Source organism: Enterococcus sp. AZ067 (genome assembly GCF_051715005.1).
In the GTDB taxonomy this organism is placed as follows: domain Bacteria; phylum Bacillota; class Bacilli; order Lactobacillales; family Enterococcaceae; genus Enterococcus_D; species Enterococcus_D casseliflavus.
In genome coordinates, this window is the sequence record NZ_JBIOSY010000001.1 from 2,746,095 (window position 1) to 2,764,861 (window position 18,767).

Genomic DNA, 18,767 nt, shown 5'->3' on the forward strand with positions numbered 1-18,767 from the left:
AGCGGCTAATCGCCGCTTTTTTCGATTGATAAGGTCATTGCATTGATGGCAACGATGATCGTGCTCATAGACATCAAGACAGCTCCGACTGCTGGGTTCAAAATGATCCCGATCGGTGCGAGGACGCCAGCTGCCAAAGGAATGGCAAAAATATTGTATCCTGCGCCCCACCAGAGATTTTGAATCATCTTGCGTCTTGTTTTTTTCGCCAAAGTCAAGAAGTGCAAGATGTCTTGAGGTTCGCTATTCGTCAAAACGACATCGGCTGAATCGATCGCTACATCGGTACCCGCTCCGATCGCAATCCCGATCGTCGCTCTTGCAAGACTTGGGGCGTCATTGATCCCATCGCCTACCATTACGACGCGCTTGCCCTCTTTGACATAGTCACTGACTAGACGTTCTTTATCGTCTGGCAACATTGCCGCATGGAAGGCTTCGATTCCTAGGTAATCGGCTACGGCTTGCGCCGCTTCTTGGTTGTCTCCAGTAGCCATAACTGGTGTGATGCCTAAGTCTTTCACTTTTTGAATAAATTGACTCGCTTCTGGTTTCACCTTATCCCCTAATGCGACGATTCCTTCCACTTTGCCGTCATGAACCAAATAGCTGATGGTATTGCCCTGTTCTTGATAATTTTCCAAGGAGTTCCCTTGATACTGAATGGCTAATTGCTCCAATCCTTTTTGATTGACGATCAACCACTTCTGTCCATCGATCACGCCTTCCAGACCAATCCCTGTCCTTGTTTGAACATCAGTCGCCTTTTTGGCTGTGATGTTTTCCTTTTCAGCTTGGGCTAAAATACCTTCTGCGATCGGATGATTGGCGGTTTTCTCAAGACCTGCTAGGTAAGCTAGTACTTCTGATGCAGAAAGACTGCCTGTCGCCTCGATGCCAGTTACGGTAAACGTTCCTTCTGTTAACGTACCGGTCTTATCGAGGATCAGATAATCAACATGATGCGCATTCTCCAGTGCGTTACGATTTTTTAAGAGCAAGCCATTTTTGGCAGCGATCGATGTCGAACGAGCAACTACGAGGGGAATCGCTAGCCCTAACGCATGGGGACAGGCAATGACGAATACCGTGACCATTCGATCAAGAGCAGTCGGTAGATCAGCAACAAACAGCCATACAGCAAATGCCAAGACACCAGCAACTAACGCAATATAAAACAGCCATTTTGCCACTTTGTCCGAAAGTGCTTCTAAGCGGGATTTATCTGCTTGGGCTTTTCGCACCATTTCCATGACTTTCGCTAAGTAGCTGTCTTCCCCAGTTCCTGTGACTTCCATCGTGATGGTACCATTGCCGTTGACAGATCCTCCAATGACAGTACTGCCGACGGTTTTAGGTACCCGTCTGGATTCACCAGTCACTGCCGACTCATCGATTGTTGTTTCTCCTTCAAGGATCGTTCCGTCGGTAGGAATCTTATCTCCTGAGCGAACGATCAACTGTGTTTTGTTGGTCACTTCTTCTAATGGAATCTGTTCTTCTGATCCATCCGCATTTTTCCGAATCACTTCTTTTGGCAATAGTTCTGCTAATTTCTGTAATGCATTGCCAGCATTAGAAATGGCATTCATCTCGATCCAATGCCCCAACAACATGATCACGATCAAAGTCGCTAGTTCCCAGAAGAAATCCATTACATGAGGAACAGCAAGAAAATGATTGGCGATAAATGCGTAAAGACTATAAAAATAAGAAACCGTGATCCCCATAGCAATCAACGTCATCATGGCTGGGCTTTTTTGTTTCAATTCCATTTTCGCACCACTTAAAAACGGCTGCCCTCCATAGAAAAACAGGATCGTTCCTAAAAGCAATACGACCCAATCTGAGCCAGGAAACGTGAACTGAAAGGGCAATTCGATGCCCATCATTGGTGATAAAATGACGATTGGAATCGCCAAAACCAAGGATAGCCAAAACTTTTGCTTAAAATTTCCCATATGCATACTATGATCCATGCCACCCATTCCATGATCCATATGACTATGATCCATACCAGACATCTCATGATTCATGTGACTATGATTCATACCAGACATCTCATGATTCATGTGACTATGATTCATACCAGACATCTCATGGTCCTTATGGCCGTGATCCATGCCAGACATCTCATGGCCCTTGTGGCCGTGATCCATGCCAGACATCTCATTACCCTTATGGCTATAATCCATGCCAGACACTTCATGATCCATAGGACCATGGTTACTATCGGAACTTTCATGCTCCTGCTGTTTTGATGTCGCCTTGTGATGATCCATCCCATTCATCTCATGGCTAGGCTCAGGGACTTCTGTCACTTGTGATTGCGCATGTTGCTCTTTTCCCTGTGTACCATTATCCCGCTCATTCAAAGCAGGTTCATGCCTATGATGGCTTGACGTCTGACTATTACTTGCGGAAGACGTTTTTTTCTGATTCATCCTAGTATTCCCCTTCCTATTTCACTGAATGTGCGTACAGTCTTGCTCCTTCATACAAAAGCTTCAAGCGGCTGGACACTTTTCATTTGTTTTGATTTTTCATTTTCACTTTAGCAATTCCATTGCTTACTCAAATACCCCTTGATAACCCGCTTCGGTGACCGCATTGACTAAGGCTGTTTCTGTCACTTGCGACTCGTCAAACTTGACTGTTCCGCGAGCTTTTTTCAAGTCCACTTTGGCTTTTTTCACACCCGGTACTTCACTAAGCGCTTTTTCAACTTTTGCGGCACAATGGGCACAATTCATTCCGCTGATTTGCATGTTTTTTTTCATTACGATTCCTCATTTCTTTTAACAGTTCGTTGGCTACTTATTTTGTTGCATGGGTTTTGCATTGGCACTGACCAGGAATACAATTACATGAGATCGCTGCTACTGGCACTTTTTGGTCGACTGCTGCTTGGAGCATCGCCAAATCTTCTGCCGTCAATGCTGCTTCTTGGATCATTTCTGCTAATGTCTGCCCAACTTTTTTGGCACAAATATGAGAAAAAAGATTCTCAGCTGCGCTGCGAACGGTTGCTTCTTCGGAAACAAGCGGCGAATAAACAAATTTTTTCCCTTGGCTTTCTGTTTTCAATACGCCTTTTTTGACGAGTCGTCCTAAAAGCGTCTTGACCGTTGCTGCTTTCCAATTTTTATTTTCGCTCAATAAAGCGGTGATCTCTTTTGCGTCGGATTGTCCTAATGTCCAGATCACACGCATGACTTCCCATTCAGAATCGCTGATTTTGATTGATTCGACCACAGATTGCATTTGTCCACTTCCTTTCATAAGTGATTCACATTTTTAAGTTTACATCTGTAATCGGATTTTGTCAAAAAAAAGCATCGCCAAACTTTCTGCGTTTTGACAATGCTTTTTTCTATTTCATTAAAAATGATTTGGTTCCTATGCTTAAAAGTGGACCTGATACGTCGTCACAGAGTGGAAGGGTTCTTCTGGACGCAACACGATCTCACCAAAGTGGGTAAATTTCTCAGAGCCAGGAACACCTTGTGTTTCGATCGCCATCCCGCCATGATTGGCAAAAGGACCAGTCTTCATTGATGCACCAGCTTCTCCCTCACCCGTTGTGTAAATAACAACGGCAGGACGGTCAGTAGTTACAGTCAGCTGCACTTTTTGATCGGGACTGGTTACTTTTAGATCCCGCTCTTGCGTATGGTCTAATAAGAACGGATCATCCAACATCGTCGTTCCCATCGGGCGTTCTTGTCTAAAATCAAACTTTGTGCCTGCGACAGGCGTTTTTTCACCGGTCGTCGTCACATCGTCATTCGTTTCAGCCACATGTTCGGCATTGATTTGAACCAAGTGGTCATCGATCGGCTGTTGGGTATCACCTGTCAAATTGAAATAACCGTGGTTCGTTGGGTTAAATAAAGTCGCTTTGTCAGTGTTGGCATCATAAGCAAGCAATAGTTCATTGTCATTCGTCAACGTATAGGTGACTTGATAACGAACATTCCCAGGAAACCCGCCATCGCCATCTTGCCGTGTGGTAGTAAAAATCACCCCAGCTTTGTCTGCTTCTTCAAAGGTTTCAGTGATCCATGTATCAGTATCCAGCCCCTTTGAACCGCCATGAAGCGTATTGCCGCCATCATTGTCTTCCGTTTGGTATTCTTGTCCGTCGATCTCAAAGCGAGTACCTGCGATCCTTCCCGCCACAGGGCCGATCGTTGCGCCATAATAACGTGCTTGGCGATGTCCTTCGATCGTGTCATAACCGACCACGATGTCGCGACCTTCTTCTACTGGAACGACCCAATCCAATAAGCGTGCGCCTTCAGGACTTAGCCTTACGATGGTACCGCTATCATTGGAAAGCTCATAAATTGTTCCCATTTTTTCTGACGTCAGTTGTTTCACATTTGGCATTCGTTCATATCCTTCTTTCTTTGATTAGTCTGCTGCTCTTTTTAAGTATAGACGTTTAGGGCTAGATCCGTCAATTCAAGACGGAAGAATTCGACAGGAAATACTGTTTGTCTGACCATTTTCAAACAAACAAAAAGCGGCAAGCATCGCCAACGGATTGATCGAATCATCGACAGCTGATCGTAAGAGAACGCGCTAGAAGAAGCACTGACTCCTCCTGACCTTCAACGATCACTCGTATTCATCTCACCTGTTGGACACCTTTGCCGCAACTGTATCGTTTATTTTTTGTGTTTTGCTTGGTAATGTTTTCTCTTTCGTCGCTTTTCCTTGATTTGAGAAGCGCTAGCAGCTAAATCTTCGCTTTCCTCTTCTTGCTTGTCTTTTCTCTTTTCCGCTCGCGCCTTCAAGACTTTTTGCCTGAATCGACGGTTTCCAAGAAACTTCAGCGCGCACATGAGTGGTTGACGATTTTCTCCCACCAAACCAATCAACTCGATAAACAATTCGATGCCAAAACCTGTACTAATGATCAGCAAGATGATTGCGGTGTTACTGGCATAATTCATCAATAATGCAATAAATGAAAAAACCATCGCCAAGGCATAGATCGTCAAGACCGTGCCACGGTGGGTAAACCCTAATGAAAGTAAGCGATGATGCAAGTGCATCTTATCTGCTGAAGAGATCTTTTGTTTATTGAATTTTCTACGAATCATCGCATAGACGGTATCGGTAATGGGTACCCCTAAAATCAACATTGGGGTGATCACTGTAATGAAGGTCGCATTTTTTAAGCCTTGCAACGATAGGACGGAAATCATGAAACCTAGAAAAAGTGCCCCAGTATCGCCTAAAAAAATCGTGGCTGGATAAAAATTGTAAGGAAAGAAGCCTACGATCGCGGCAATCAATGTAAAAATCACCATCGGTACTTCAACGGAGTTTGGTAAAAAGAAGTAACTAATGATCCCAATCGTTGTCAGACTGATAATGGAGACCCCACTCGCTAGACCATCTAAACCGTCAATCAAGTTGACCGCATTCGTGATCGCCAAAATCCATAGGATCGTCATAGGTAAGCCTAACCAGCCCAAGTCAAAAACCCCGAGATAAGGGATCGAAACCGTGCTGATTTTGATACCAGCAACAAAATAGATCTCCAAAGCCGCTAACGTCAAACCCAGTGTTTTTTGCAGGGGCGTCAACTCAAAGATATCATCCAATAATCCAGTAACTACGACGATGGCTGCACCTAAAAGCATCGGCCAGACATAGTCAAAAGGAATCATTGCACGGAATTCCCAAAGCAATGCAAAAGAGAACGAAAGAAAAATACTCAGTCCCCCTGCGGTCGGCATTGTCTTGGTGTTGATTCGGCGATCTCCTGGTCGATCGACTGCGCCGATCTTAAAAGAGATCAATTTAATGATCGGTGTTAGGATTAAAGACACGATCATTGTTATAAATAAGCGCATTACAAATTTGAATGCAAAATCCATCGTTTATTCTCGCTTTCCGTTATTTCTCTTTATTGGTAAATGTATCTTCGATTTTCGAAGAAATCCGCTGAACAGGATCTGTTCGTTCTTTGATCTCTTGTCCCGACACATACTCTTCTACCACTGCGTTGATGATTCCACCCAAGATAATAATCGTCGCAGCAAGATTCAACCAGATCATTAAAACAATAAAACTTCCAATAATTTGATAGCCAATGATTTTCGCAGCAAAGTAACGGGCGTATAAGCCAAACACTTGTGACAGCAACATCCAGCCAATCGTTGCAAAGATCGCCCCTGGCAAAGTCGAACGCAACTTGACCTTTGCATTCGGCACTAACCAATAGATCAGCATCATGATAAACAGCAAAGCAACGATCGTGACTGGCCATTTGACTGTTTGGAACGTATCGATCAGATTGTCTTGAAACTTAAAAATCGGCTGCAAAAAATCAAGAATGATTTTTCCAAGCCCAAATACCATCGTAACACCAACGATCGCAATCATAAAGAGCAGGATGATCACAAATGATACTGCGCGCACCACGATAAAATTGGAACGTTGGTCCACACCGAAGGCTTTGTTCATCGCAATTTGCAAGGCATTGATACTTTGACTCGCAGACCACAACGCAGCCAAGGCGGAAATCGATAACAACCCGCCAGAGCTTGTGGTGAGGAGGTTTTCGATCGCTGGTCCGATAAAGTCATAGATTTGACTAGGGATCAATTCTTGTACATAAGATAAAACCGTGTTCGGATCAATCGATAAATAAGGCAACAGATTTCCCAGCGCAATCATTAACGGGAAAAGTGAAAGCAATAAATAGTAGGCGACGACGACCGATGTGGTCCCCATCTCTGAATCGGTTATTCTATTTTGCGTTGTTTCAATGAAACGCATCAGCTTTTGATTGCTTTTTACTTTATCAACGATTTTCATGTTTCTTCCTCCGCCAGCGAATCATCTGCCTTTTTTTCTTTGTCATACGTAACAATCAGAAGTCTCCTACCGCCAAAATTTAGTAGGTTCCTTCTTCTCCTTGAGAAGTCAAAATGCGTGGCCCTTCTTTGGTGATCGCCAAACTATGTTCGTATTGGCAACTTAAGCCACCATCTAGAGTATAGGCGGTCCAGCCGTTAGGATCCATTTTCATTTTCCACGTCCCTGTATTGATCATAGGTTCGATGGTAATAACCATTCCTTCTTTTAAACGTAACCCTTTGCCGGCTTCTCCGTAGTGAGGAATCATCGGACTTTCATGGATCGTTGGACCAATGCCGTGTCCAACGAAATCGCGCACGACACCGTAGCCTTCTTTTTCCGCATAGGTTTGAATGGCATGACCGATGTCACCGATTCGGTTGCCAACTTGGGCTTGTTCGATTCCTAGATACAACGCTTTTTTGGTTACTTCCATTAAACGATCGATCTCAGGCATCGAGTTTCCTACCACATAACTCCAGCAAGAATCAGAAATGGCGCCTTTTAAATCAATACACATATCAACTTTGATCAGATCGCCATCTTTCAATGGTTTTTTTCGGGGGAACCCGTGACAAATCTCATCGTTGATACTGCAGCAAGTGGCATATTTGTAATCTTCAAAACCAATTTGGGCGGCAATTCCGCCATGGCTTTCAATATAATCTCTGACAAACACTTCGATATCCCAACTGGTGATACCAGGTTTGATGAAGCTGCGTAATTGTTTGTGGACATCTGCTAACAGCGCGCCGGATTCGGCCATGCGGTCTATTTCTCTGGCAGATTTTAATGTAATCATGTTCTCGTCTCCCTTAATTAAATTCCTCTTATTTTACCATAGAAATCCCTTATTTTACAAAATTCACAGACATTGTAAAGAGTTTTTCAAGTTTTGTTTTCAATCTTTCGTGCATTTGCTATAATCTGTAAGAGAGTTTTCCTTGAGAATAGGAATGAGATTGGAGGAAAAAGCCCATGGCTTTAGCAAAAATCGTCTATGCGAGTATGACGGGGAATACGGAAGAAATTGCAGATATCGTTTCTGAAGCCCTTGAAAATCTTGACATGGAAGTTGAAATGAATGAGTGTACCCAAGTGGATGCCGATGAGTTTGAAGACGCCGATATCTGTATCGTCGCAACCTATACATACGGTGACGGTGAATTGCCTGATGAGATCGTCGATTTTTACGAAGATTTGCAAGAACTTGATTTAAGTGGCAAAATCTTTGGGGTCTGTGGCTCTGGCGATACGTTTTATGATGACTTTTGTAAGTCCGTCGATGACTTTGAAGCCGTCTTTAGTAAGACAGGTGCAACAAAAGGGGCAGATAGCGTCAAGGTCGACTTGGCTGCGGAAGAAGACGATATTCAAAACTTAGAAGCCTTTGCCAAAAAGCTAGCGGAAGCATTTGCAGAATAAAACAAGAAAACCTCTGACAAAATCACTTGATTCTGTCGGAGGTTTTCTTGTTTGCTTAATGATAACTGATATCGATGGGTGTTTCTCTTGCTAAAATATTATCGGTGGTTTCCGTCATCAGCTTAGCAATCTGATCTTCTGTGGGATGAATGATCCCCGAAGACATCAATGCCGCTAAGCCAGTAGCGACGATCCAGACACCAGTATGCAAGGACTGTAATTTCACGTCCGATAGATCTTGATACTTTGGTTCTTTTTTCACTGATTTCACAAAAAGGTCAAATGAAAACTGCTGCATGGAATCCCCACCACCATGCTCTTCTAAGTATAGCGCTCGGTATAATCGTTTTTCTTTATTTGCAAAGCCAATATAATTTAACGTTAAGTCAACGATGACATCTCCCCGTCTTTCAACTGGAAAAACTTCTGTCGCTAAGTAGTCGTAAATCTGATTGATCAATGCATTTTTTAAGTCATCCATATTTTTAAATTCTAAGTAGATCGGTTGCGTTGAACATTTCATCTTCGCTGCGATATTGCGTGCGGTAAAACGTGTAAATCCTTCGGTTGCGACAACTTCATAGGCAGCTTTTAAAATCTGGTCTCTAGTAATAGTTTTCTTTCTTGCCATAATTTTTTAATCTCCTTAATTCTGCTATACATCGCTTTCAGAAATACCTTTTACTTATTGTATCATGTTTTTTTAAGTTTGCAAAAAAACTTTTAAAATTATTGCCCCTAGTGTTTCCAGTTTTTCAATTTGAAGACCTCTGTTTTTTTGCTCTCTTTTTCGTTTGTTTTCAAAAATACTTAGTGCTATCATGAAGACAGTTATAATTTTAGAATAAATGGAGGAATTTTAATGGTTTTACCAAACTTTAATCAGAACCTTGAAAAATATGCCCAACTGATCACAGAAGTTGGTGTAAATGTCCAAAAAGGGCACACCATCGTCATCCAAATCGCCGTGGACCAAGCACCGTTAGCTCGACTATTGACAAAAAAAGCGTATGAGCTAGGCGCTGATGAAGTAATCGTTCAATGGACCGACGATGTGGTTCAAAAAGAATTTCTTGCGCATGCAGCTGAGGATCGTTTGTCTACGATCCCTCAACACAAAATTGATCAAACAGAAGATTGGGTCGAAAAAGGTGCGAGCCGCATCAGTGTCGTTTCTGCCAATCCCGATGCGTTAGCGGGCGTTGACTCAGATCGGGTCGCCGCTTTCCAAGCAGCTTCTGGTAAGGCGATGATGAAACTGCGTCAAGCAACACAAGCCAACAAAGTCAGCTGGACCGTTGTTGCTGCTGCAGGTCAAGATTGGGCACAAAAAGTGTTCCCTGATGCTTCCCCAGAAGAAGCACAAGACAAGCTATGGGATCAAATTTTCAAAACGACGCGTATCTACGAAGAAGATCCTGTTGCTGCTTGGAAAAAACATGATGAAACACTGCAAGTCAAGGCAGAAGAATTGAACAAAGAACAATTCAGCGCATTACACTATACAGCACCGGGTACCGATTTGATCATCGGCCTACCAAAAAATCACTTGTGGGAAGGTGCTGGCAGCTACAACACCCGCAATGAAAAATTCATGGCGAACATGCCGACAGAAGAAGTCTTTACTGCCCCAGATAATCGTCGCATCGATGGCTATATTTCAAGTACGAAACCATTGAGCTACGCAGGAACGATTATTTCTGGCATGAAATTCACCTTCAAAGACGGTAAAGTCGTGGACTTTTCTGCAGAACAAGGCGAAGAAGTGTTAGGCAAATTGCTAGCGATCGATGAAGGAGCGAAATCTTTAGGTGAAGTCGCTTTAGTCCCTGACCCTTCCCCTATCTCACAATCTGGCATCATCTTCTTCAATACGTTGTTTGATGAAAATGCCTCAAACCACTTGGCTTTAGGCTCTGCTTATGCCTTCAGCTTACAAGGCGGCACTGAGATGAGTGAAGAAGAACTGGCAGCGGCTGGTTTAAACCGCAGCCAAACCCACGTAGACTTCATGGTCGGCTCTGACCAAATGTCCATCGATGGCATCAAAGAAGATGGCACCACAGTTCCTGTCTTCCGCAATGGTGATTGGGCTTAATAAAAAAAGGCTGAGGTGGAGTAGCTCCCCTCGGTCTTCTTTTTACATAGAATATTGAGAACCGGCGGCTTTTTTCATAGTAATCAGCTGGCTTTTTTGATAAAATCTACTTTGATAGTCTTTGATAAGAGAGGATGGATCCGATGACACCAAATCGTGAAGATTATTTAAAGCTCATCTTAGAGCTTGGTGGTGACCAAAAGAAGATCAATAACAAACAAATCGTGTCAGGTCTGGACGTCTCAGCAGCTTCAGTAAGTGAAATGATTTCAAAATTATTAAAAGAAGGCTTAGTGGAACATTCACCTTATCAAGGGGTACAGTTGACTGAAACTGGTTTAGCTTCTGCAAGTGCCCTCATTCGTAAGCATCGTTTATGGGAAGTCTTTCTTGTGGAGCACCTGCATTATTCATGGAATGAAGTTCATGATGACGCAGAAGTTTTAGAACATGTCACCTCAGAAACGTTGGCGAGCCGCTTAGAAGCCTACCTTGATCATCCTCGGTATTGCCCACATGGGGGAATGATTCCTGAACAAGGAGAACTCATTCACGAAGGCGAAAAAAACACCATGAGTTCTTATCCGGTAGGAACCAAGATTCGTATCGCCCGTGTCCTTGACGAACGAGAACTGCTGGATTATCTCGTTTCGATCAAATTGAATATTCATGAAGAATACGAGATCATCGATGCGGCAGCATACGAGGGTCCGATTACGATCAAAAATGACACAAAAGAAATTGCTGTCAGCTACAAAGCCGCCAGCACGATTTTTGTCGATAAACTGTAAGGAGTGAAGATGATGGAAAAAAAGGTCCTTTTTACGATTTTTGGCGGTACGGGCGACCTTGCCCAACGCAAACTATATCCTTCTTTGTTTCGGTTGTACAAAAAAGGCGATTTGAAAGAAGATTTTGCAGTCATTGGTACTGCACGCCGTCCTTGGTCGGATGAACACTATCGTGAAGTGGTGATAGGTACAATCAAAGAGTTGAGTGACTCACAAGAACAAGCAGAGACATTCGCTTCTCATTTCTACTACCAATCACATGATGTAACAGATACGAGCCATTATGATTCATTAAAGGATTTGGCGGAAACCTTAGATCAGAAATACCATTTAGAAGGCAATCAGATTTTTTACTTAGCAATGTCCCCTAATTTCTTTGGGACGATCGTTTCTCACTTGAAATCCCAAGGAATGCTGGATACTGACGGCTACCATCGGGTGATCATCGAGAAACCGTTTGGAAGCGACTATAATTCAGCAAAAGAATTGAATGAAGAGATCAATCAAGTCTTTACGGAACAAGAAATCTACCGAATCGATCACTATTTAGGAAAAGAAATGATCCAAAATATTTCTGCGATTCGTTTTGCCAATAATATTTTTGAGTCAATGTGGAACAATCGTTACATTGACAATGTTCAGATCAATATCGCAGAAAACTTAGGCGTAGAAGAACGCGGCGGCTATTATGATAAGAGCGGTGCCTTGAAGGATATGGTCCAAAATCATATTCTGCAGATTCTTTCCTTATTAGCCATGGAACCGCCAGTGGCTTTTTCTGAAAAAGAATTACGGACAGAAAAAATCAAAGCCTTAAATGCGATCCGTATCTACTCCGAAGAAGAAGTGAAACAACACTTCGTTCGTGGGCAATACGATAAAGGACAATTAGAAGACAAGAAATTTGTTGGCTACCGTGAAGAAGCCAATGTGGATGAAGAATCGGCAACGGAAACCTTCGTTGCTGGGAAATTTTTGATCGATAACTTCCGCTGGTCCGGCGTACCATTTTATGTGCGCACTGGGAAACGGTTGACGGAAAAAGGCACTCGCATCAACATTGTCTTTAAACAAGTCCCAGTCAATGTCTTTAAGCAAGACCTGAATGAACAAAAGCAAATCGAGAGTTTGGCACCGAATGTGCTGACGATTTACATTCAACCGACGGAAGGCTTCTCTCTTTCCTTGAACGGAAAAGAAATTGGTCAAGGGTTTGAGACATTGCCAGTGAAGCTCGATTACCGAAATAGTACTGAAATCGTCGAAAACACCCCTGAAGCTTACGAAAAACTGATTCTAGATGCCTTGAACGGTGATGGCACTAATTTTACCCACTGGGATGAAGTTGCCCAATCTTGGCGCATCGTTGATGTGATCCGTCACGCTTGGGACCAAGAAACACCTGATTTTCCAAACTATGCCGCAGGAACGATGGGCCCCCAAGCAGCCTATGATCTCTTAGCTGCCGATGGCTTTGAATGGATCTGGCGTCCCGATGAATGGTATCGTGAGCGAGATTTACTAAATGAGAAATAAGCAAATGGTCAATTGGATGAGGAAAAAACATCCAATTGGCCGTTTTTCTTTTTTACCGACTGTTTATAATAGAAAGAAATGAGAAATGAAAGGAGCAGCAGACATGAAACAAGTCTTATCGATCGCCGGTCTCGACAGTTTGGCAGGTGGCGGCATGACGGCTGATTTGAAAACATTTGAGGAATTCGGGGTGTTTGGCCATGCCCTATTAACATGTGTGGTCGCCATCAAGGATGATCTTATGTTCCATGATCTCCCTGAGCCCGTGATCCAAGCACAGCTGGATTCACTGCGTTCGGTCGTATCCCTAGATGCAATCAAAATCGGGCTGCTTCATCAAACGGCCATCATTGAATTGCTGCGAGATTTTTTACAAACATTTACCGGACCGATCGTGCTCGATCCCGTTCTCGCCTTCAAAGAAGGAGATACTGCCTTTAACCACTCCTATCAAGCAGGATTGATCTCATTGTTTCCTTACACAGCATTAGTGACACCTAATCTGCTCGAAGCACAACACTTATCTGGACAAAGCATTACCTCTTTAGCAGAGATGAAAACGGCGGCAAAAAAAATCCATGCGCTTGGTGCCCCAAATGTTCTGATCAAAGGTGGCAGTCGACTAACTGGGGAAACAGCCTATGATGTTTTGTATCAAGAAGGACAATTTACCGTTTTTGAGGCAGAAAAAAGTACGCGAACCACAACCAACGGTGCTGGCTGTACCCTCTCATCAGCGATTGCCGCAATGCTTGCTAAAGGCACTTCGTTGGAAGCAGCTAACCAAACCGCAAAAGCATTTGTTTGGGCAGGGATTGAAGACGGTTTGCCTTTAGGTACCTCTGGCAACGTCAATCAGCTCGCCTATTTTAAAAAGGAGGAACACCTATGAAAGTAAGAAACCTAACGACGATCGCTATGCTGACGGCACTCACGTGTGCACTTTCTTTGACCTTTATCATTCCTGTTCCGCAAACGAAGGGCTTTGTGACCTTATGTGAAGCAGGGATCTATATCTCGGCCCTTTTGTTCGGACCTAGCGCGGGTGCCTTCGTCGGTGGAATGAGCGGCGGCATCATTGATTTTCTATCAGGTTACCCTGAATGGGCCTTCTTTTCCATCGTGATCCATGGTGTGCAAGGCTGGATCGTAGGTAGAATGAGCCATCGGCCACTAGCAGCCGTCATTGTCGGCAGTTTAATCATGATCGCCGGCTATGCAGCAGCAACGGTTTTGCTATTCGGTTTAGGCGCTGGGATCGCCTCGATCCCAAGTAATTTGATCCAAACGGTCTTTGGCAGCATCGTTGCTTTACCCCTGACGCATGCCTTGCGCCGCACGAAAAAGTTTTCTTTAAATGAAAGGTGATTCTTATGACAGATATCAATCAATTAAAAACGGATTTAACTACGATCGTTGAAGAAGTCATTACGACAGCGAATGTTGGTGAAAATGATCTTTTTGTCCTTGGTTGTTCAACAAGTGAAGTCGTGGGCGGCTTGATTGGCAAAAATTCCAGTCAAGAAGTAGGCATGGTTATCGTTGAAACACTACGAGCGATCTTGCGTCCCAAAAATATTCATTTAGCCGTTCAAGGCTGTGAACATCTCAATCGGGCTTTAGCTGTTGAGCGTGAAACGGCTCGACTATATCAATTAGAAGAAGTCGCAGTAGTGCCCCAGTTGCATGCAGGCGGTGCTTGCTCAGTTGCCGCTTTCCAGCTGTTCGATGAGCCTATTGAAGTGGAGCACATAGTAGCAAAAGCTGGCATCGATATTGGCGACACAGCAATCGGCATGCATGTCAAACATGTTCAAATCCCGATCCGTCCCTCTATCAAGTCCCTCGGCGCTGCCCATGTCACAGCTCTGGGATCACGGCCCAAATATATTGGTGGTCCTCGTGCGCATTACGCACAATAAGCGAATCGTATAATAATCGAAAAGCCCTCATCAAAAAGAAAAAGCATGCTTTTGCGTGCTTTTTTTGTGTCACCGTTCCTGCTATTGCCTCCCCCTTTCCTTCAGAGTGCTCTTTTTTCACTATTTTTTCCACTCCATCTTATGGCAGCTTTTTCTACTTCAAAGGCAAGTTTCTTTCTGGTGTAAAAGGAGCGGCAGCTGTCGCTTTCCTTTTGTCATAAATTCGTCAGAATTTCATCACAAAAAGAAAAGAAAGATACCAGTAAGCCCGCAAATTTCTTTTTTCTTTCCTTGATAGACTGAATGTAGTAAGAATCGAAAAGCGGAAGGAAGAAAAACATGAAAAAAATCGCCATTATTTTTGGAGGCAATTCACCGGAATACACCGTTTCTTTAGCTTCAGCAACTAGCGCAATCGAAGCACTCCAATCATCTCCCTATGACTACGACCTCTCTTTGATCGGGATCGCCCCAGATGCTATGGATTGGTACTTGTATACAGGAGAACTGGAAAACATCCGACAAGACACGTGGTTGTTGGATACGAAACATAAACAGAAAATACAGCCGCTATTTGAAGGAAACGGCTTTTGGCTAAGTGAAGAACAGCAAACGTTGGTACCTGATGTTTTATTTCCCATTATGCATGGCAAATATGGGGAAGATGGCAGTATCCAAGGATTGTTTGAATTGATGAAGCTGCCTTATGTAGGTTGCGGGGTGGCAGGTTCTGCCTTATGTATGAACAAATGGCTGCTGCATCAAGCTGCAGCAGCCATTGGCGTACAAAGTGCTCCTACGATTCTCTTGACAAATCAAGCCAACCAGCAAGAACAAATCGAAGCTTTTATCCAGACCCATGGCTTTCCAGTTTTCTTTAAGCCTAATGAAGCGGGCTCCTCAAAAGGGATCACTAAAGTCACCTGCGTTGAAGAAATCGCTTCTGCCTTAAAAGAAGCCTTTACTTATTGTTCCGCAGTGCTCCTACAAAAAAATATTGCCGGTGTTGAGATCGGTTGCGGTATTTTGGGCAACGACTCTTTGACTGTCGGTGCTTGTGACGCCATTTCATTAGTAGACGGCTTTTTCGATTTTGAAGAAAAGTACCAGCTGATCAGCGCCAAAATCACCGTCCCTGCGCCATTGCCTGAAACGATTGAAACCAAGATCAAAGAACAAGCTCAGCTGCTCTATCGTAGTCTTGGTCTTAAAGGTCTTGCTCGCATCGACTTTTTTGTCACGGATCAAGGAGAACTATACTTGAATGAAATCAATACTATGCCGGGCTTTACGAGTCACTCCCGCTATCCTGCCATGATGGCAGCGGTCGGCTTATCCTATCAAGAACTACTACAAAAACTGCTTGTCTTAGCAAAGGAGGAAGTCAAATGAATCCCTATCTACAGTTAGTTAGCAAAGAATTTCCGTTAGAAAAAAACCAAGAACCCCCTCATTTAGTCCTTGCTGCCTTCAGCGAAGACGAGGTTTACTTGCAGCCAGAAGCAGCCAAACAATGGGAACGGCTCGTCAAAGCTTTAAAGCTTGAAGACGAGATCTGCTTATTAGATGGCTACCGAACCGATAAGCAGCAACGGTATTTATGGGAATATTCCTTGAAAGAAAATGGGCTAGCCTATACGAAACAATTTGTGGCGTTGCCCGGTTGCAGTGAACATCAGTTAGGCTTAGCGATCGATGTTGGTTTAAAGGGCAGCCAGGATGATTTGATCTGCCCACGATTTCGTGACAGCGCAGCCGCTGATTTATTTACCCAGGAAATGATGAACTATGGGTTTATTTTACGCTATCCCGCAGACAAACAGGAAATTACAGGGATTGGCTATGAACCATGGCATTTTCGTTATGTCGGTCTGCCTCATAGTCAAATCATCGCCAGTCAACAGTGGACCTTGGAAGAATACCATCAATACCTTGAACAAACTGCGAGGCAGTTCGCATGAAGAAGAATCCAGGAATCGAGCAATTCCGGGTGATTTTGGCGATGATGGTGGTGGCGATCCACTGTCTGCCTCTTCACCGCTTATGGCCTGACGGCGATATCCTGATCACGTTGACGTTCTTCAGAATTGCCGTTCCCTTCTTTTTTATGATCAGCGGATATTACGTGTTCAGCGACTTAGCCACCCAAAACAGCTATCCTGCCAGACAGCGTGTCTGGCAGTTTATTAAAAAGCAGCTGCAAGTCTACCTCATAGCCACACTGCTCTTTTGGCCGCTTGCTTGGTACAGCGGCATGCTTGGGTTGAACATGCCGCTGGGCACCTTTATCCAAACATTGTTGGTCACTGGCATTCTTTACCATCTTTGGTATTTTCCTGCGATCATTACCGGCAGTCTACTAGTGATGGGCCTCTTGACACGGCTTTCTTTCAAGCAGGTGTTTTTCATTGCTGTCGGTTTGTATGTGGTTGGTTTAGGTGGGGACAGTTGGTCTGGCCTGGCTGCACAAACACCCATTACGCCACTCTATTCACTGATTTTTCAACTATTGGATGGAACTCGCAACGGCATTTTCTTTGCTCCTTTGTTTTTGATCTTAGGGGTACTAGCCAGAAGATTTGCCAAGAAACCAGCTTCTCCCCATCGCTATAGTTATCTGCTGATCAGTCTGATTTGCTTGCTTTTGGAAAGTTACCTTTTGCATCACTTTACCACGCCGAAACATGACAGCATGTATGTTTTTTTGCCCTTCGTCCTGTTGTTTTTATTTCCGATCATCCAGCAATGGCAAGCACCCATAATCTGGAAACAAGCGGGTCGACTGTCCCTTTGGCTCTATTTGCTCCATCCTTATACCATTGCAGTGACCCATTTTCTTAGTCAAAAGCTGCCCTTGCTGCAAAACAATCTGATCAATTTCTTCGTGGTCTTAGGACTGACCATTGGGGTGGTGCAAGGTCTCTTTGCTTTGCAAAAGCTGTTCCCGTTTTCGAAAAAAACGCCGCCCAAATTGCAGCGAGCAGCCAAAGAATTTTCCGCCCCCGCTTTGTTGCACAACCTGCAGGAAATCAAGCGATTGATCCCAGCAACAACAAAAGTGATGGCGGTGGTTAAAGCGGATGCTTATGGTTGTGATGCGAAGACGGTCGCCAGTACCCTAGAAAGAGCCGGCGTTGATTTCTTTGCCGTTGCTACCCTTGAAGAAGCCATTGAATTACGGCGAGCTGGCATCAAAAGTCGCTTACTGATTTTAGGGTACACTTCTGCCCAAAGTGCCAAAGAGCTGAAACATTATTCCTTGATTCAAACCATCGTTAGTGAGGCCCATGGGCATGCTTTAGCCCAAACAACCATTCCGATCGAATGCCATTTAGCGGTAGATACTGGTATGCACCGCTTAGGCGTTGCACCTGATCTTGAGACAGTTACTGGACTTTACGCCTTGCCATCTCTCGAGATCACGGGCATTTTTTCCCATCTAGGCTCTTCAGATCAGCTGGATACGACAAGTATCTTGCGGACACAAGCCCAAATCACTTGTTTTGATGATCTGTTGGCTGGCTTATCCGCTAGAAATATCGCCTATGGACTGACACATCTGCAAAGCAGCTACGGAATATTAAATTACCCAGAGAAACACTATGATTATGTACGTCCAGGTATTCTTCTAACTGGTTCATTGAGCGTCCCGAACGAACCAACGAAGCAGAAGATAAACGTACAGCCAATTTTGACACTCAAAGCCTTACTGGTAGACAAAAAAACAGTTGCCGCTGGTGAAGCGATCGGCTATGGATTAGGCACTGTTTTTGATCGACCAGCCACGATCGGGATCGTTAGCATCGGCTACTGCGACGGGGTTCCACGTGCCCTATCAAACCAAGGGTTCCAACTTTCTTATCAGGGTGCTTTACTCCCGCAGATTGGGTTGGTTTGTATGGATATGCTCTTGATCGATTTAACGGACTATCCAGAACTGGCGGTCGAAAGTTCGCTCGAAGTAATCAGCGATTGGACGACTACCGCTGATCAAGCACAAACCATTACCAATGAATTGATCAGCCGCCTAGGTTCCCGCATCACCTCTAGTTCAAAGTAGAAAACGAATGCATTCGCTTACCGATTACGGTATGATGGGTGTAGAGTAAATGGTAG

General features: G+C 44.0%; 18 protein-coding genes. 10 read left to right on the plus strand and 8 right to left on the minus strand.

Features of this window, described 5'->3' with window-relative positions:
• Window positions 1-5 precede the first annotated feature (5 nt).
• The 7 genes from IGI82_RS13075 to map all read right to left on the minus strand — a co-directional run bounded on the left by IGI82_RS13075 (window position 6) and on the right by map (window position 7,681).
• Window positions 6-2,444 carry a copper-translocating P-type ATPase gene (locus IGI82_RS13075; RefSeq protein WP_438842309.1) on the minus strand — a complete coding sequence of 813 codons (2,439 nt, stop codon included), beginning with the start codon at window positions 2,442-2,444 and terminating at the stop codon, window positions 6-8.
• 126 nt (window positions 2,445-2,570) lie between these two features.
• On the minus strand, window positions 2,571-2,780 hold the full coding sequence (gene copZ / locus IGI82_RS13080) for a copper chaperone CopZ (RefSeq protein ID WP_005228873.1): 210 nt from the start codon (window positions 2,778-2,780) through the stop codon (window positions 2,571-2,573).
• Window positions 2,781-2,817: 37 nt separating this feature from the next.
• Window positions 2,818-3,264, minus strand: coding sequence for a CopY/TcrY family copper transport repressor (locus tag IGI82_RS13085; protein ID WP_438842310.1), 447 nt, complete (start codon window positions 3,262-3,264; stop codon window positions 2,818-2,820).
• A 141-nt stretch (window positions 3,265-3,405) separates the two neighbouring features.
• The gene (locus IGI82_RS13090; RefSeq protein WP_438842311.1) at window positions 3,406-4,392 is read right to left on the minus strand and encodes an aldose epimerase family protein; all 987 of its coding nucleotides are present in this window, start codon (window positions 4,390-4,392) and stop codon (window positions 3,406-3,408) included.
• Window positions 4,393-4,673: 281 nt separating this feature from the next.
• Entirely contained in the window at window positions 4,674-5,894 is a 1,221-nt protein-coding gene (locus IGI82_RS13095; RefSeq protein ID WP_015510147.1) for a glycosyltransferase family 4 protein, read from the minus strand.
• Between the two features lie 19 nt (window positions 5,895-5,913).
• Window positions 5,914-6,837: a YihY/virulence factor BrkB family protein gene (locus IGI82_RS13100; protein WP_005228865.1), complete on the minus strand. Its 924-nt coding sequence runs from the start codon at window positions 6,835-6,837 to the stop codon at window positions 5,914-5,916.
• A 79-nt stretch (window positions 6,838-6,916) separates the two neighbouring features.
• Window positions 6,917-7,681: a type I methionyl aminopeptidase gene (map, locus tag IGI82_RS13105; RefSeq protein WP_438842312.1), complete on the minus strand. Its 765-nt coding sequence runs from the start codon at window positions 7,679-7,681 to the stop codon at window positions 6,917-6,919.
• Between the two features lie 176 nt (window positions 7,682-7,857).
• On the opposite strand from map, the gene IGI82_RS13110 reads away from it, so the two are divergent.
• Window positions 7,858-8,304 carry a flavodoxin gene (locus tag IGI82_RS13110; protein ID WP_015510148.1) on the plus strand — a complete coding sequence of 149 codons (447 nt, stop codon included), beginning with the start codon at window positions 7,858-7,860 and terminating at the stop codon, window positions 8,302-8,304.
• A gap of 55 nt (window positions 8,305-8,359) precedes the next feature.
• Here IGI82_RS13110 and IGI82_RS13115 read toward each other — a convergent pair whose 3' ends face one another.
• Window positions 8,360-8,935: a TetR/AcrR family transcriptional regulator gene (locus IGI82_RS13115; protein ID WP_005228861.1), complete on the minus strand. Its 576-nt coding sequence runs from the start codon at window positions 8,933-8,935 to the stop codon at window positions 8,360-8,362.
• 231 nt (window positions 8,936-9,166) lie between these two features.
• Between IGI82_RS13115 and IGI82_RS13120 the strand changes: the two genes are divergently transcribed.
• The 9 genes from IGI82_RS13120 (at window position 9,167) to vanT (ending at window position 18,711) form a co-directional block, all read left to right on the plus strand.
• Window positions 9,167-10,402 carry an aminopeptidase gene (locus tag IGI82_RS13120; RefSeq protein ID WP_015510149.1) on the plus strand — a complete coding sequence of 412 codons (1,236 nt, stop codon included), beginning with the start codon at window positions 9,167-9,169 and terminating at the stop codon, window positions 10,400-10,402.
• A gap of 143 nt (window positions 10,403-10,545) precedes the next feature.
• Window positions 10,546-11,193, plus strand: a complete 648-nt coding sequence (locus IGI82_RS13125) for a metal-dependent transcriptional regulator (protein ID WP_015510150.1) — start codon at window positions 10,546-10,548, stop codon at window positions 11,191-11,193.
• A 9-nt stretch (window positions 11,194-11,202) separates the two neighbouring features.
• A complete protein-coding gene (gene zwf, locus IGI82_RS13130) occupies window positions 11,203-12,729 on the plus strand; it encodes a glucose-6-phosphate dehydrogenase (protein ID WP_015510151.1) in 1,527 nt (508 codons plus the stop codon).
• Between the two features lie 103 nt (window positions 12,730-12,832).
• Complete coding sequence (gene thiD, locus IGI82_RS13135) at window positions 12,833-13,621, plus strand: bifunctional hydroxymethylpyrimidine kinase/phosphomethylpyrimidine kinase (protein WP_438842313.1); 789 nt, start codon at window positions 12,833-12,835, stop codon at window positions 13,619-13,621.
• Window positions 13,618-14,097 carry an ECF transporter S component gene (locus IGI82_RS13140; protein ID WP_015510153.1) on the plus strand — a complete coding sequence of 160 codons (480 nt, stop codon included), beginning with the start codon at window positions 13,618-13,620 and terminating at the stop codon, window positions 14,095-14,097. Before thiD ends, IGI82_RS13140 begins: the two co-directional genes overlap by 4 nt.
• Before the next feature lie 5 nt (window positions 14,098-14,102).
• Window positions 14,103-14,651, plus strand: a complete 549-nt coding sequence (locus IGI82_RS13145) for a TIGR01440 family protein (RefSeq protein WP_015510154.1) — start codon at window positions 14,103-14,105, stop codon at window positions 14,649-14,651.
• A 339-nt stretch (window positions 14,652-14,990) separates the two neighbouring features.
• A complete protein-coding gene (gene vanC, locus IGI82_RS13150; protein WP_438842314.1) occupies window positions 14,991-16,043 on the plus strand; it encodes a D-alanine--D-serine ligase VanC in 1,053 nt (350 codons plus the stop codon).
• Window positions 16,040-16,612, plus strand: a complete 573-nt coding sequence (gene vanXY / locus IGI82_RS13155; protein ID WP_438842315.1) for a D,D-carboxypeptidase/D,D-dipeptidase VanXY — start codon at window positions 16,040-16,042, stop codon at window positions 16,610-16,612. The genes vanC and vanXY overlap by 4 nt, the downstream gene beginning before the upstream one ends.
• The gene (vanT, locus tag IGI82_RS13160) at window positions 16,609-18,711 is read left to right on the plus strand and encodes a membrane-bound serine racemase VanT (protein ID WP_438842316.1); all 2,103 of its coding nucleotides are present in this window, start codon (window positions 16,609-16,611) and stop codon (window positions 18,709-18,711) included. The genes vanXY and vanT overlap by 4 nt, the downstream gene beginning before the upstream one ends.
• The last annotated feature ends 56 nt before the right edge of the window (window positions 18,712-18,767 follow it).

Coding starts and splice junctions, on each gene's coding strand:
- IGI82_RS13100 (WP_005228865.1), bottom strand. CDS start 6,837: ATGAAAATCGTTGATAAAGTAAAAAGCAATCAAAAGCTGATGCGTTTC.
- vanT (WP_438842316.1), top strand. CDS start 16,609: ATGAAGAAGAATCCAGGAATCGAGCAATTCCGGGTGATTTTGGCGATG.
- IGI82_RS13125 (WP_015510150.1), top strand. CDS start 10,546: ATGACACCAAATCGTGAAGATTATTTAAAGCTCATCTTAGAGCTTGGT.
- map (WP_438842312.1), bottom strand. CDS start 7,681: ATGATTACATTAAAATCTGCCAGAGAAATAGACCGCATGGCCGAATCC.
- IGI82_RS13120 (WP_015510149.1), top strand. CDS start 9,167: ATGGTTTTACCAAACTTTAATCAGAACCTTGAAAAATATGCCCAACTG.
- IGI82_RS13075 (WP_438842309.1), bottom strand. CDS start 2,444: ATGAATCAGAAAAAAACGTCTTCCGCAAGTAATAGTCAGACGTCAAGC.
- IGI82_RS13145 (WP_015510154.1), top strand. CDS start 14,103: ATGACAGATATCAATCAATTAAAAACGGATTTAACTACGATCGTTGAA.
- vanXY (WP_438842315.1), top strand. CDS start 16,040: ATGAATCCCTATCTACAGTTAGTTAGCAAAGAATTTCCGTTAGAAAAA.
- vanC (WP_438842314.1), top strand. CDS start 14,991: ATGAAAAAAATCGCCATTATTTTTGGAGGCAATTCACCGGAATACACC.
- IGI82_RS13090 (WP_438842311.1), bottom strand. CDS start 4,392: ATGCCAAATGTGAAACAACTGACGTCAGAAAAAATGGGAACAATTTAT.
- zwf (WP_015510151.1), top strand. CDS start 11,203: ATGATGGAAAAAAAGGTCCTTTTTACGATTTTTGGCGGTACGGGCGAC.
- thiD (WP_438842313.1), top strand. CDS start 12,833: ATGAAACAAGTCTTATCGATCGCCGGTCTCGACAGTTTGGCAGGTGGC.
- IGI82_RS13115 (WP_005228861.1), bottom strand. CDS start 8,935: ATGGCAAGAAAGAAAACTATTACTAGAGACCAGATTTTAAAAGCTGCC.
- copZ (WP_005228873.1), bottom strand. CDS start 2,780: ATGAAAAAAAACATGCAAATCAGCGGAATGAATTGTGCCCATTGTGCC.
- IGI82_RS13140 (WP_015510153.1), top strand. CDS start 13,618: ATGAAAGTAAGAAACCTAACGACGATCGCTATGCTGACGGCACTCACG.
- IGI82_RS13085 (WP_438842310.1), bottom strand. CDS start 3,264: ATGCAATCTGTGGTCGAATCAATCAAAATCAGCGATTCTGAATGGGAA.
- IGI82_RS13095 (WP_015510147.1), bottom strand. CDS start 5,894: ATGGATTTTGCATTCAAATTTGTAATGCGCTTATTTATAACAATGATC.
- IGI82_RS13110 (WP_015510148.1), top strand. CDS start 7,858: ATGGCTTTAGCAAAAATCGTCTATGCGAGTATGACGGGGAATACGGAA.